Annotated in this window: 11 protein-coding genes; 3 read left to right on the top strand and 8 right to left on the bottom strand. The window is 68.5% G+C overall.

The window, feature by feature from the left end:
* Window positions 1-11: 11 nt before the first annotated feature.
* A complete protein-coding gene (locus ABH933_RS30410) occupies window positions 12-6,344 on the bottom strand; it encodes a type I polyketide synthase (RefSeq protein WP_429422166.1) in 6,333 nt (2,110 codons plus the stop codon).
* 350 nt (window positions 6,345-6,694) lie between these two features.
* On the opposite strand from ABH933_RS30410, the gene ABH933_RS30405 reads away from it, so the two are divergent.
* Window positions 6,695-7,243 (top strand): ester cyclase, encoded by a 549-nt coding sequence (locus ABH933_RS30405; protein WP_429422168.1) that lies wholly within the window; start codon window positions 6,695-6,697, stop codon window positions 7,241-7,243.
* Here ABH933_RS30405 and ABH933_RS30400 read toward each other — a convergent pair.
* A complete protein-coding gene (locus ABH933_RS30400; protein ID WP_429422170.1) occupies window positions 7,233-7,937 on the bottom strand; it encodes a TetR/AcrR family transcriptional regulator in 705 nt (234 codons plus the stop codon). The genes ABH933_RS30405 and ABH933_RS30400 overlap by 11 nt on opposite strands.
* A complete protein-coding gene (locus tag ABH933_RS30395) occupies window positions 7,934-9,439 on the bottom strand; it encodes an MFS transporter (protein ID WP_429422172.1) in 1,506 nt (501 codons plus the stop codon). The genes ABH933_RS30400 and ABH933_RS30395 overlap by 4 nt, the downstream gene beginning before the upstream one ends.
* A 396-nt stretch (window positions 9,440-9,835) precedes the next feature.
* On the opposite strand from ABH933_RS30395, the gene npt reads away from it, so the two are divergent.
* Entirely contained in the window at window positions 9,836-10,501 is a 666-nt protein-coding gene (npt, locus tag ABH933_RS30390) for a 4'-phosphopantetheinyl transferase Npt (protein ID WP_429422583.1), read from the top strand.
* Window positions 10,501-11,424 carry a tRNA pseudouridine(55) synthase TruB gene (gene truB / locus ABH933_RS30385; RefSeq protein WP_429422174.1) on the top strand — a complete coding sequence of 308 codons (924 nt, stop codon included), beginning with the start codon at window positions 10,501-10,503 and terminating at the stop codon, window positions 11,422-11,424. The genes npt and truB overlap by 1 nt, the downstream gene beginning before the upstream one ends.
* A 15-nt stretch (window positions 11,425-11,439) precedes the next feature.
* Here truB and ABH933_RS30380 read toward each other — a convergent pair whose 3' ends face one another.
* The 5 genes from ABH933_RS30380 to ABH933_RS30360 are packed head-to-tail and all read right to left on the bottom strand — an operon-like array spanning window position 11,440 to window position 14,174.
* Window positions 11,440-11,712 (bottom strand): type II toxin-antitoxin system RelE family toxin, encoded by a 273-nt coding sequence (locus tag ABH933_RS30380; RefSeq protein WP_429422176.1) that lies wholly within the window; start codon window positions 11,710-11,712, stop codon window positions 11,440-11,442.
* Entirely contained in the window at window positions 11,709-11,981 is a 273-nt protein-coding gene (locus tag ABH933_RS30375; protein ID WP_429422178.1) for a type II toxin-antitoxin system Phd/YefM family antitoxin, read from the bottom strand. The genes ABH933_RS30380 and ABH933_RS30375 overlap by 4 nt, the downstream gene beginning before the upstream one ends.
* A 41-nt stretch (window positions 11,982-12,022) precedes the next feature.
* Complete coding sequence (locus ABH933_RS30370) at window positions 12,023-12,712, bottom strand: GntR family transcriptional regulator (protein ID WP_429422180.1); 690 nt, start codon at window positions 12,710-12,712, stop codon at window positions 12,023-12,025.
* Entirely contained in the window at window positions 12,699-13,415 is a 717-nt protein-coding gene (locus tag ABH933_RS30365) for a maleate cis-trans isomerase family protein (RefSeq protein ID WP_429422584.1), read from the bottom strand. The genes ABH933_RS30370 and ABH933_RS30365 overlap by 14 nt, the downstream gene beginning before the upstream one ends.
* An 18-nt stretch (window positions 13,416-13,433) precedes the next feature.
* Window positions 13,434-14,174, bottom strand: coding sequence for a maleate cis-trans isomerase family protein (locus ABH933_RS30360; protein ID WP_429422182.1), 741 nt, complete (start codon window positions 14,172-14,174; stop codon window positions 13,434-13,436).
* Window positions 14,175-14,315: the final 141 nt, after the last annotated feature.

Here is a 14,315-nt window from a genome sequence, read left to right as displayed (position 1 = left end):
CGCCAGATTCCTCATACTCCCGTCGGTTCCGACGTTGCTTCCTCGTGCGCGATCTGGGCGGCGACCTTGGCGCCCAGGCCCGCGAGCGATAGTCCGGCGCCGATCGAGAGGATCGACATCTTCACGCCGAGACTCTTCACGACGCGGGCTCCGAATTCCACCGCCATCAGTGAATCCAGGCCGAGTTCGCTGATCGGGGCGGCCGGGTCCAGGCTGTCCGCGTCGACCCCGAGCACGACCGCCAGCTGCTCGGCGAGCAGGTAGCCGACCACGTCGCCGCGGTGCTCCGGATCCAGCGCCAGGATCTCCGCGCGCAGCGCGCTGCTGCCCGCGCCGCCGCCGGCCGCGGCGATCAGCTCGACGAAGCGGGGCACCCGCTCCGACGGGCGGTGGGCCAGAGCCCATTGCGCCCAGTCGATGTCGAGGAGGGCAACCTGGGTCGGATCGGCCCGCAACGCCTCCCACAGCAGCACGGTGGCGAATTCCATGTCCAGCGACAGGTATCCGGTCATCTCGGCGTACTGGGCGATCGCGTGCGTATCCGCCATGCCGCCGTCGCCGCGCATGTGACCCCAGTTCACCGATACCGCGGGCAAGCCCCGCGCGCGTCGCGCCCACGCCAGTGTGTCGAGGGCGGAATTGGCCGCGCAGTAACCGAATTGGGGAGACATGCCCGCGATGCCGCTCGCCGAGGAGTACAGCACGAACAGGTCGAGGTCGACCCCGGCCGCGGTGATGGCCCGGTCGAGATTGAGCGCACCGGTCACCTTCGGCTCGAAGATGTCGCGCAGCGATTGTTCGGTGATCTCGGGGATCTCGAGGTTGTTCACCACTCCGGCGGAGTGCAGCACGCCGCGCAGCGGTGCATCGCCCGCCGCCAGGCGCGCGATCATGTCCGCGACCGCGTCGTAGTCGGCCACGTCCACGCGCTCCTCGCGGACTTCCACACCGGCAGCGGCGAATTCGGCGAGCTGGGCGCGGGCGGCGTCGGTGGTGGCGCCGCGCCGGCCGACGAGCACCAGGTGGCGGGCCCCGCTGCGGACCAACTGCCGGGCGGTCGCGAGGCCGAAGGCGCCGAATCCACCGGTGATCAGATAGCTTGCGCCGGGATCGATCTCGACCGTGGACGGGGCCTGCCGCACCATCGGTTGCTCGTCGCGCAGGTCGAGCAGCACGCGACCGACCTGGGCCGAGCGGGCCACGGTGTCGAACGCGTCGGTCAGCCGATCCAGCCCGAACACGGCGTTCGGGATGGGCGTGTACTCGCGGCGGCGCAGTGCGCCCACCACCTGCCCGATTGCGCGGCGCACCCGGTCGGGCTGGTATGCGACCATCCGGTCGATATCGACGGCGAAGAAGGACAGGTTGCGGTCGAAGGGCCGCAGATCGATGGTGGCCGAGGCGTAGATGTCGGCCTTGCCGATGTCGACGATGCGGCCGAATTCGGCTGCCACCCGGAAGTTCTGCTGCAGGATCTCGCCCGGCGCCGAGGTGTAGATGACGTCGACGCCCTTGCCGTCTGTGAGCCGCATGACCTCGTCGACGAAGCTGATCGACCGGGAGTTCAGCACCTCCGCGGCGCCGAGCGCCCGGACGGCGTCACGGCGTTCGGGCGTACTGGCGGTGGCGATCACCCGCGCTCCCATGCGGACCGCGACCTGTACCGCGCCCATGCCCATGCCACCGGCCGCGCCGTGGATGAGGATCGTCTCGCCGGGCTGAATGCGGGCCAGTTCGCCCAGCGCCAGTTCGGCGGTGAAAAGCGGCTGTACCGAGGTGAATTGGAGTCGGTCGAAGGCGCGGTCGGCGCCGACGCCCATCTTGGTGGTCGCGCCGGCGTCGGGCCGCAGGGTCACGAAACGCCGGATGATGCCCGGCTCCACGACGGACATCTCGTCGCCGGGCTCGATGCCGGTGACGCCGGGGCCGACCCGCTCGACCACACCGTAGCCGTCCATGCCGATCTCGGTGCCGTAGTACGTGCCCGCCAGTTCCTTCTCGGTGAGCACGCCGATGATCTTGCGGGTGTCCTTGTAGTTGAGACCGACCGCGTCCATGCGGATCTCGATCTCACCCGGTCCAGGTGCGATCCGCTCGGTGGTGCGCAGCGCCAGATCCGACAGCAGCCGCGACTGCGGAACCTCCAGCCGGAAGGACTGATCCGGGTCGGTCAGCGGTTGCGGAGTGTTCCAGCGGGTCAGATGATCCGACAACGTGTGCCGCCAGCGAATGGTCCAGCAGGCGCCCGCCCGCAGCGCGACCTCGTCGGCGGAGGTATCGGCGTAGAGCTGCTCGAGCAGGGTCGCGGTCGCGGTGCCGGGTTCGGTGTCCACCAGCCGCCACTGCGCGGCCGGCAGTTCGTTCAGCAATTCCCGTCGCGCGCCGGTGAATACGGCGTGGTCGAGCCGGGCGGCGGTATCGATGGGCAGGCACAGCGCGTTCTCGGTGACCACGATCGCCTGCAGCCGGAGCGGGCCGTCGGAGACCTCCTCGGACGACGAATCATCCAGGGAGGCAAGCTGTTTGATCGCCTGCGCCACCTGGGCCAGACCGTAGAGCAACTCGACGGTGTCCGGATCGGTACCGGGGACGACCACCAGCCGCAGCCGCTCGACGCCGGGCCGATGGTAGGTGGCCCGCAGCAGCTCCAGCACCTGCGCGCGGTCCAGGCCCGGGGAATGATTCCCGACGGTGACCAGCTCCGCCGTGCGGCTGTTGGCGATCTCCTTGGCCCGCTGGGAGATCTCCGCTCCCAGGTTGATCACGACCAGGGCCTCGTGCTCGTCGGCTGTGGATGCCGCGGAATCCGTTGTGTCCGCGACGATTTCCCATACCGGCTCGTAGAAGAACTTGTCCAGCTGGTCGGTCAGGGCCGGACGGGGGTTGAGCGTGCGGAATCGGACCCCGGACAGGACCAGGGCGACTTCACCGGTGGGAGAGGCGATCCGGATGTCGGCCCGCAGCCGATCGGCGGGATCCCGGTCGACCACGACGACCGGATCGGCCGGAATCGGCCCGGTCCAGCGCACGCCCCCGATCGATCCGGGGATCACGATCTCGGGATCGCCGAGATCCGGCTCTGCGGGTGCGGTGCTCGCATAGAGCGCGGCGAAGCACTGCAGCGCGGCATCGACGACCGCGGGGTGGGCGAGATGACGGCCCTGGGCGGCGGAGGTGTCCAGCCGCGCCACCACTGCGTCGGTGCCGACGTGCACCTGCCGCAGCAGCCGGAACGCCGGACCGTAGGCCAGCCCGTGCTCGGCCATCCGGTCGTAGAGCTCGTCCACCGGTACCTCGGCCGAGTCCGGTTGTGGCGCAACGGCAATGGTGGTGCGGTCGACATCCGCCTCGATCAGGCGGCCGTAGGCGTGCAGTGTCCACGCGGTGCCGGTCGAGGACCGCGAACGGATCGCGAAGCGATGGGTGGTGTCCTCCACCGTGATCCGGACGACGGGCACATCGTGTTCCTCGACGACCAGCGGGCTGACGAACTCCACCGACTCGAGCCCGAAGCTCTCCCGGCCGGTACGCACGGCAACCGCGCTCATGGCGGCATCGAGATAGGCCGCACCGGGCAGCACCACCGTATCCGCGACGACGTGGTCGTGCAGCCACGGCAGGTTCGAAACGGACAGCTGGACTTCCCATTCCGAGGCCAGTGGTGAGGCGAGATCGCCGAGCATCGCGAATCCGCCGGGCGTGCCGAGGCGGTCCAGCCGCGTCTCGGGTTCCATCGTCCACAGGTAGCGGCGCTGCCAGGGGTAGCGGGGGAGGTCCAGATGCGGGGTCGCCGGGTCGATGGCGCCGGGAAGCCGGGTGCCGTCGAGGGCGCCGGCGCGATACAGCTCGGCGACCGCGGTCGTGATGTGCTCGGCATCGTCGCCGCCGCGGGACAGCGTGGGGACCGCGGCGCCCGAAATACCCTGCTGCAGCAGAATTTCCCGGATGTTGCCGCTCAGCACCGGGTGCGGCCCGATCTCCAGGAACACGCGGTGGCCGTCGGCCAGCAGGGTGTCGACGGTGTCGGCGAAGCGGACCCGGTCGCGGACATTGCGGCACCAGTATTCGCCGTCCCAGTCCTGCCGGGTCGCGGCCGCCGCGGTGACGGTGGAGTAGCAGGGCAGGACGCCGTCCGCCGGCGCCAAGGAGGCCAGCGCCGCGCGCAGGTCCTCGAGGATCGGGTCCATGAGGCGGCTGTGGTAGGGCACCTCCACCCGCAGCATCCGGGCGAAAACGTCGTCGGCGGTGAGCTTTTCGGCGAGTGCCTCGAGCACCGGCACCGCCCCCGCCAGCGTGACCGCCGACGGGCTGTTGACCGCGGCGATGTCCACCCCGTCGAGGTCGGCGAGCAGCTCGCGCGCCTGCGGCTCCGAGAGGCCGACCGCGAGCATGCCGCCGGTGTGGGCCGTGGTGGCCTGCAGCCGCGAGCGGTGATAGCTGACCGTCACGGCCTCGGTCAGGGACAGCATTCCGGACAGGTAGGCCGCGGTGACCTCGCCGACGCTGTGGCCGACCACGGCCGCGGGCCTGATGCCGAGCTCGGCGAGCTCCGCGGCGAGGGCGGCCTGCAGCACGAAGTTGGCGGGTTGGGCGATCTCGGTGCGGGAGACGCGGGAGTCCTGCTCCTCGCGGAGCATTTCCTCGAGGATCGACCAGCCCGCCAGTGTCGTGAATTCCCGGTCGATTTCGCGCGCGATCGCCGCGCCCGGGCCGTCGGCGGTGATCAGCGCACGTCCCATCGCCCACCATTGCGGTCCCATGCCGCTGAAGACGAACACCGGATCGGTGTGTCCCTCGGCGATCGCCCGCGCGGGCGCCTGACCGCCGCCGTCCGCGAGCTCGGTGAGCTGGGTGCGCAGGTCGTCCTCATCGCGGTACCGTAGCGCCGACCGCAGCGGATGATGCGCCCGCCGGACCCAGGCGGCGGCGGTGAGCTGTTGCGCCGATGTGGTTTCCAGGGCGGTGGCCAGCTCGCCGGCCAGCTCACGCAGCGCGGTTTCGCTGCGGGCGGACAGCGGCAGGATCCGCAACGGCCGTGCGGAGGACGAGGTTTCGGTCGTAGCAGTGGAATCCGGTGCGGGACCGACGATCGCGTGCGCGTTGGTGCCGCCATAGCCGAAGCTGTTGACCGCCACCAGGGGGCGCGCGAGTGGTTCCGGGACGAGCGGGACCCGCAGCCGCAGGGCCTCGAAATCGATCTCGGGATTGGGGTTCTCCAGCGCGACCTGTGGCGCGATCGTGCCGTGGTACACCGTCAGCGCGGCCTTGATGACCCCGGCCACGCCGGCCGCCGCCTCGGTGTGGCCGATGTTGTTCTTGACCGAGCCGACCGGCAGCGGTTCGGTGCGGCCCTCGACCGCGCCGTACACCGCGCCCAGCGCGGCCAATTCGGCGGGATCGCCGACCGGGGTGCCGGTGCCGTGGGCCTCGACGTAGCCGATGTCCTCCGGTGCGATGCCGGCCTGCGTGCGGACGCGACGGGCGAGGTCCTCCTGCGCAACGGGATTGGGCACCGGGATGGCCAGCGTGCGTCCGTCCTGGTTCACCCCGGTGCCGCGGATCACCGCGTAGATGCGGTCGCCGTCGCGCACGGCCGCCTCGAGCGGCTTGAGGATCACCGCGCCGGCGCCCTCGCCGCGGCCGTAGCCGTCGGCCGTGGCGTCGAACGACTTGCAGCGCCCGTCGGCGGACAGGAAGTGGCCCTTGCACATCGAGATGAAGGTCTCGGGCTGCAGCATGGCGTTGGTGCCGCCGACGATCGCGCTCTCGCATTCGCCCAGTGCCAGCGATTGCACGGCCTGGTGCAGCGCGACCAGCGACGACGAGCAGGCGGTGTCGATCGTCATCGTCGGGCCGTGCAGGTCCAGCAGGTAGGCGATGCGGGCCGACAGTAGCGTGTGTGACGAGCTGGTCGGGGTGTGACTGCTGATCGCGGAGCGAATGACGTTGCGCCCGACCGCATTGTCCATCATGAAGCCGCCGACGAACACGCCTACGTCGCGCCCGGAGACCCGGCCGGCCAGCCCGGCGTCGTCCAGGGCTTCCCAGGTCACCTCCAGCAGCAGTCGCTGCTGGGGATCCATGATCGAGGCCTCGCGCTGGGAGATGCCGAAGAAGTCGGCGTCGAACTCCCACAGTGACTGGGTCAGGAACCCGCCGTGCCGGGTGTACATCCGTCCCGGCGCCTCCGGGTCCGGGTCGTAGAACTTCTCCAGGCTCCACCGATCCGGTGGCACCTCCACGATGCCGTCACCCTTGCCGATGACGAAATCCCAAAAGGCGCCCGGGCCGTCGATACCGCCGGGAAACCGGCAGCCGATCCCGACGATTGCTGCATCGGACATTGCGCGATCCTCTGATTTATGCGTATTCGATATCGCGCCACGGGCGTCGACCTCGATGGCTAGCGATTGTCATCGAACAGTAGGCAGCATATTGGAAATACTCAACTTGCGTGCGGTGTGGACGAAAGTGGCTGCCGTGCAGCATGTTCAGCCTGATCAGCGGGTGAATTACATCGTTATTCCAGCCGGAAACAACCCCTTGGTGGGGCGGCCTGACAATGTTATTTCTATGAATATCATTGTTATTCTCCGCTGCGGCTCGAGGTATAACACCGTCATAATCCGGAGGCGATGAAAAATAACACTGTCAGCTGATCGGTAGCGCCATTGCCCGGGGTACGGTGACGGCCATGAACTCCGGTGAATTCGTTCTCGATCCCGACGCCGAGCCCATCGAAAGCCAGGACTGGCTGCGCGCCTTCGTCGACACGTACATCGCCGGGTGGAACACCGGCGACGGCGAGGCGGTCGCGGCCTGCGTCACCGAGGACACCCGCTGGATCGATCCCTCCGAGCCGGAGCTGATGACGGGCCGCGACGGGGTGGCGAAGTTCGTCCGCGACACGTTCCGCGCCTTCCCGGACGTGAACTACGACCTGGTCTTCGAGCCCACCATCGTGGCCGGCGGGCGCGCGGCGATGGTGCCGTGGCGCATGACCGGCACCCACACCGGACTGCTCACCCCACCGGGTTTCGCGGGCACGGGCCGCAAGATCGATCTGTTCGTCGTCGACATCTGGCAGTTCCGCTCGGGGCTCATCTGGCGCAGCAAGGCGACCTGGGACGTCAACGAGCTGTTGCTGCAACTGGAGCTGATGCCCAAGCGCAACGGCTTCTCCGAGAAGTTCGTGGCCTGGTGGCAGCGCACCGGGGTGGCGATTCGCGGGCTCATCCGCTGAGGCAGGGCAGGGCCAGCGAATGCTGTACGGCCTGGGCCACCGCCTCCTGGACAACGGCGCGATCGGCGCCCATGCCGACCAGCACATGGGTGATCGAGGGCAGCAGCACATCGATCGGGCCGCGATCGCCGTAGAGTCCGGCCATGTCGAGCTGGATGAAACCGTAGAGCCCCGTCCAGAATTGGGCCGCGGCGGTGCGTGGATCGCCCTCGTTCAGGATGCCGGCATCCATCGCCCGCTGGGTGGCGCGCACGATGTGGTCGAAACTCTCGGCGAAGTTCTCGAAATCGGAGTCGTCGGCGCCGGATAGCACGTTGCCGCGGTTCAGTTTCACCTCCGCCTTCGGCGAGTCGGTGGCGAACATCAGCCGGAACAGCTCCGGCCGGCGCAGGGCCTCGTCGCGAAAGACGAAGCCCAGCACCAGGATATCGGCGATCGGATTGTCGGTGACCGCACATTCCGCGAGCCGGCTGCCCAGCTGCGCGAAGCCGGCGGACCCGACCGCGCGCAGCAGCCCGGGCATGCCGGTGAAGTTGGAATAGATCGCCATCGTGGACACATCGCAGCTGCGCGACACCCGGCGCACGGACAGTGCGCCCAGGCCCTCGGCGGAGATGAGCTGAATTGTGGCCTCGATCAGACGCTCTCGAATCGGGCCGGGCGGCGCGGGATCGGCCGGGCACGGTGCGGTCATGCCGCGATCTCTCCCAACTCCGCGGCGGTGATCTCCTCGAGCGGCCGCCGCCGAGTCTCGACCAGCGCGCCGACCGCCACCATCGCCGCGATCGCGACCGGCACCACGCTGAGCAGTGCCATCCGGCCGATCGACGGTGCGCTGATCGCTACCACCACGAGCGCGAGCACCGCGACCCCGCCGGCCTTGGTCATGGCCGCGGCGAATCCGGTACCGCGCGACCGGATTCGGGTCGGATATACCTCGGATCCGTAGGCCACCACGACCGCGACGATCGAGCTGGATCCCCAGATCGGCACGACGAGAAGGGCATACAGGAGCGTGCGGTTGTCCGCGACATGATTGCCGAGCGCGACGAAGGCGGCCAGCGTCACCGCGAGCATGGTGCTGAGGCCGACGAGTGTCCATTTGCTGGAGCGGTGGTAGCAGTATGCGACAAGGAAATTCAGCGGGAAGCCCAGGATCGCGGCGTCGCGCAGGATCTTGTCCGCGCTCACGCCGCTGAACCCGAGGGTGCGCAGGTTCGTCGGCAGCCAGAACTGGAAGCCGTAGGTGACCAGCCCGACGCCGAGCCCGAGCAGCGCGAGCACGACGGTGACGCCGAGGAAGGGGCGGCGCAGCAGCTGGTCGATGCCCTCTCGAAAGCCTTGCGCCGCATTGGGTTCGGGCTCGTCCGCGCGGACGATCTCGGCATGATAGGTGCGCAGCACCCGCTCGGCCTCCAACTCCCGGCCGACCGCGATCAGATACCGGGGCGACTCGGGAATCCAGCGCACCAACAGGGCGAGCAACAGCCCCGTGGGCAGGCCGACGAGCCACAGGATGCGCCAGCTGTAGGTGTGTCCGATGGTAGAGGACAGCCAGCTCGTGATGACGTACGCGCCGGCGATATCGCCGCCGATCAGCACCAGCAGCCAGCCGCGGTGGCGGGCCGGAATGGTCTCCGACAGCAGCGTGAACGCGACCGGCAGCATTCCGCCCGCGGCCAGGCCCATGATGAAACACATCACCATGTTCATCTGGAAGCTCGGCATCGCGCCGCAGATCGAGGTGCCGACGAACCAGATAGCGGCCAGCAGGATGGCGGCCTTGCGACCGATGCGGTCACCGAGCCAGCCCCACAGGAACGATCCGAGCGCCGTGCCGAGGATGCCGGACAGCGGCAGCAACGCCACCGGCAGTGCGTGCAGGTGCGGCGAGGTCGGTGTGCGCAGGTGATACTCACTGCCGACCCCGGGCACCACGAATGAGAGCGTGGTCGGCTTCATGACGTCGATGGTGATGGCGGTGGCCAGCACCAGCACCAGCAGCACGTGCACGCGGCCCAGTGGAGCGTCGTCCAAGGCCCGCACCCGCAACCGGGCCACCTCGCGGTGCACCGGGCGGCGCGGGAACAGGCCGTACGTCGCCAGGCCCAGCCCGATCACGATCAGGATCATTCCGGTGATCATGTAGCCGTCCATGCGCATTCCGTCCATGCGGTAGCCCATGCTCGCGGCCATGAAATACATAGGTAGATGTAAGAGGGTTCCCACCGTGGTAGCCGTGAGTCCGGCCCAGAACGCCCATGTGTGCCGGCCGTTCATCGTCTGTCCAGACGCTTGTGGAACATCGCGCACGTTCTATACCACCGCTTCACACATCGGGGAGCCGCTGTCCGGCGACCCCCCACGACCTAGTTACTGCTTGGTAGCGTACAAACGAATGTCCGGTTCAGGAAATGATTCGACACATTCGTTCCGAAATGTTCAGTCCGAGTACCGCATTCGAGCTACCTAAGATTCCCAACAGTGGGAATAGTGTATATGGCGCAGAAGGCGGGGGCGAACTCGGTAGGCTCGTGTGGTTGATTGGTGTCGATACAGGAGGCGGTCATCGAGGAGCGGGGTAGCGCGCGGATGTTGGGCAGGATTCTGCCCGCCGGGGTAGCCGCGGCCGAGTTGCTGCGGTATCCGGAGGGCCTGAAGCCGCATCCGGGTGAGGAGCATCTGATCGAGAAGTCGGTGGAAAAGCGGCGGCGGGATTTCATCGGCGCCCGGCATTGCGCGCGGGAGGCGCTGGCGCAGCTGGGTGAGCCGCAGGTGGCGATCGGCAAGGGAGAGCGGGGGATGCCGCTGTTCCCGCGTGGCGTGGTGGGCAGCCTCACCCACTGCGACGGGTATCGGGCCGCGGCGCTGGCGCACCGGCTGCGGTGGCGCTCGATCGGTATCGACGCCGAACCGCACGCCGCACTGCCCGAGGGCGTGCTGGATTCGGTGAGCCTGCCCGCCGAACGGGACTGGCTCGCCGGCGCGCTCCCGGCGACCGGCCTGCACATGGACCGCCTGCTGTTCTGCGCCAAGGAGGCGACCTACAAGGCGTGGTTCCCGCTGACATTGCGCTGGCTCGGATTCGAGGACGCGCACATCACCTTCACCATCGGCGACGACGACCGGTCGGGCACGTTCCGCAGCGAGCTGCTGATTCCCGGCCAGGTCAACGACGGCGGCGCGCCGCTGCGATCCTTCGACGGGCGCTGGCTGATCACCGACGGGCTGATCCTGACCGCGATCGTGGCCGGCTGATGGGACGCGAACCGGCCCTGGTGGACGCGCTGGGCGGGCTGCTGGTAGTGGACAAGGACGGCGGCATGACCAGTCACGATGTGGTGTCGCGCTGCCGGAAGCTGTTGCGCACCCGCAAGATCGGGCATGCCGGGACGCTGGACCCGATGGCGACCGGCGTGCTGGTGCTGGGCGTGGAGCGCGCGACGAAGATGCTCGGCCTGCTGACCCTGACCACCAAGGCGTACTCCGCGACCATCCGCCTGGGTCAGGCGACCGTCACCGACGACGCCGAGGGCGAGGTCCTGTCCACCGCTCCGGCCGCACATGTCACCGATGCCGAGATCGCCTCGGGCATTGCGACATTGACCGGCGATATCCAGCAGGTCCCGGCCACGGTGAGCGCGATCAAGGTCGACGGTGAGCGCGCCTACGCTCGCGCCCGCGCGGGGGAGGACGTGCAGCTGGCGGCCCGTCCCGTCACCGTCTCCCGCTTCGAGGTGCTGGCCCGCCGCGATATCGAGGCCGGCGCAACCACATTCGTCGATCTGGACGTGGAGGTGGAGTGCTCCTCGGGCACCTACATCCGCGCCCTGGCCCGCGATCTGGGTGAAAGCCTCGGCGTCGGTGGCCATCTCACGGCTCTGCGTCGCACCAGGGTGGGCCCGTTCACCCTCGAGCACGCGCGCACCCTCGACGCGTTGGCGCAGGACCCTACCCTGAACCTCGACATCGATTCCGCCGCGCGCCTGGCCTTCCCGCATCGCAGCATCACGGGCGAGGAGGCCGAATCCCTGCGCGACGGCCGCTGGCTCGACCCGATCGGCCTACGCGGGGTGCACGCCGCCCTCACCGAGGACGGCAAAGCCATTGCGCTGCTGGAGGAAAAGGGAAAGCGCTCGTCCCCGGTCCTGGTCGTGCGCCCGCGCGGCCTCTTCGACTAGGGCCGGTACTCCGCTTTACCGCTGATAAATATCGCGACGGTGCCCCGCGTTGATTACCAGAATGATCAGGAGGCCGTCGTCGATGCGGTAGATCGCGCGGTAGTTCCCGTGGCGCAATCGGTAGTAGCCGGTATACGTGTCACCCACCATCGGCTTGATGTTCGGGTTTGGTGCGTACGGGTCGTTGCCCAAGGCGGTGATCGCACGAAGCAATCCCAGTGCGTCTGCCTGCGGGATGGCTCGGATCGCTCGCCGGGCGGCAGGCGTGAATTCGAATCCGTACTTCACGCCGCGCCATGCTTCGGTTCATCGAGAACCTCGGCCATCATCTCGGTAAGGCTGATCCGCTCGCCTGGCTCACGCTCGGCCTCGTCGGCCATCCGGGTGAGCTGCTCGTCTTCCCACTGTTCGAGCTTTTCCAGCATGTACATGGGGATGATGGCGGCCACGGGCTGCCCGTCGCGGGTGACCGTCGTGGACTCGCCTGCGACCGCCTTGTCGATCACGGCTGCGAGACTGGCGCGTAGCTGCCGGATGCTGATCGAATCGTCGTCCATGAATTGGAGTGTACTCGGTATTGTGTACACGCGTGGTGGGCTCAGCTGGCGTCGGTCTGCACGTCGGCCGGCGCCCGCTGGGCGCGCAGCCGCTCGACCGCGTCGTGCATATGCTCGATCAGCAGTGTGCGCGCGCGGGCCGGGGATCCCTCGCCGACGGCATCGCGCAGGTCGACGTGCTCGCGGGCCTGATCGCGCAGGTCGGGGTAGGCGGACTGCAGTGCGCCCAGGCACATTCTGGTCTCGATCAGCAGGGTGCGGGCCGCGCGGGTGAGCCTGGGGCTGTCGGCGCTGTCGACGAAGGCCTCGTGGAATGCCTGATCCGCCTCGGACACCCCGGCGGCGTCGCCGCGCTCGGCGCACGCGACCATCTCGGTCACGCTCGGTTCCAGCGCCGCGTAGGCGATCTCGCGGCGGCCGTCCAGAATCAGTTCCAGCGCACCGCCCTCGATCGCGGTGCGTGCCCGGTAGACATCGATCACGTCGTCCTGGGTCAGCTCGATGACGAAGATGCCGCGGTGCCGGATGCTGTGCAGCAGTCCCTCGGAGACCAAGCGCTGCATGGCCTCTCGGACCGGGCCGCGCGACACGTCGAACTGCGCGGCCAGATCGGCCTCGACGAGCTGCGCGCCGGGCGCGAGCGTGCCGCGCATGATGGCCTCCCGCAGCCGGTCCGCGATCATTTCCGCGGTCGACTGCCGGTTGACCGGTTCGAACTCAATGACCGGCATGGACGAGCCTTTCCGAGAAGAGCCTCCCCAGGCTCGGTGAGACGGGAGCATATCCGGCCAGCCGCAGGCCCTCCCAGACGGTGACCTGATTGGCGGTCAGCACCGGTTTGCCCAGCGCCGCCTCGAGCCTCGGCAAAACCTCGACGGTGTGCATCGCGGTGTCGGGGATCAGCAGCGCCTGCGCCTCGGGGTGATCGTTGGCGATCGCGAGCTCGAGCACCCGCTCGGGCGAGAGTGTGCCGACCTCGGCCGCGGTGTCGATGCCCGCGCTCGACATCGAGACGACCCGGATCCCCTCGGCGGCAAGGAAATCCACGAACAGCTTCGCGACCTCGTCCGGATAGCTGGCACACACGGCCACGCGCGCCACCCCGATCGCGCGCGCCGCGTTGACGAAGGCGAAGCTGGTGCTCGACGCGGGCACCCCCGCGGCCGCCCCGAGTCCGCGCACCTGCTCGCGCGCCCCGTCGGGGCCGTAGACGAAACTGCCGGAGGTGCAGGCCCAGACGACGGCCGCGGGCGCGTGCTCGGCCAGCAGCTCCGCGCCGTGCCGCAGCTTGTCCGGGCTGCCCAGATCCAGCAGCTCGGGCACCGCGTGCAGGTCGGTGCCGTAGATGTGGGCGATGCGCAGATCCGCATCCAGCAGCGCGCCGGCGCGTGGATAATCGTCCTCGGCGGCGTGGTCGGGGTAGATGAATCCGATCGCTGTCACGGGTCTCCTTCAGAAAACGTTCTGGAGCCATTTGCCCGGCCCCATCATGGGAAGTTTCATGCGGCCCAGGCAGGCCCACATGGTGAGCTGATTCGCGGTCAGGACCGGTTTGCCCAGCGCCCGCTCGAGCGGTTCGACCAGGTCGTACGTGGGCAGGTTGGTGCAGCTGACGAAGATGGCCTGCGCCTGTGGATCGTCGGCGTTGATGATGCGCTCGGCGATGGTGCGGTAGCTGACCTTCCAGATGCCGCCGCCCAGGCCGAGGTGGTCCGAACGGATCACGGTGCAGCCCGCCTCGTCGAGGAAGTCGTGCAGCTTGCCAGTCAGTTGCTCGTCGTAGGGGGTGATCACCGACATGCGGGTGATCTCCAATTTGCGGACCGCCTCGATCAGTGCCCCGGAGGTGGTGACCGCGGCGGCGGCCCCGGCGCGGCAGATGGCCTCGACCAGCGATCGCTCGTAGGCCAGGCCCTTGATGAAACTGCCCGAGGTGCACAGGTAGGCGATGACCTCGGGATCCACGTGCAGCACGTTGCGGGTGGCCGCGGTCAGGTGTACCGCGTCGGAGACCAGCTCGGCCATCTCCACCGAGACCGGCACCGGCTCGTACGGCGTGCGGGCCAGATGCAGGCTGACCTCGAGCGGCGCCCAGCGCCACAGTTCGCGCTCGAGTGCCAGGTCGAACGGCGCGATGATGCCGATGCCACGCTGGGCCACGGGCCCATCGATATCGGCAAAGTTCAGTTCCACGAGGGCCCCTCTCGCGTCCGCTACCAGTCCTCCGCACACGATCGGATTGTTGACAATCATACGATGTGTTTCTAGTCTGTCAATGTGAAAGAGGGCCCCAAAGTCACCGTATTGCACGATGGCGCCCGGCCCGATGCGCAG

It is taken from the genome of Nocardia sp. GP40 (assembly GCF_050434125.1).
GTDB classification, from domain to species: Bacteria; Actinomycetota; Actinomycetes; order Mycobacteriales; family Mycobacteriaceae; genus Nocardia; species Nocardia albiluteola.
This window is presented reverse-complemented; position numbering and strand designations above follow the sequence as displayed.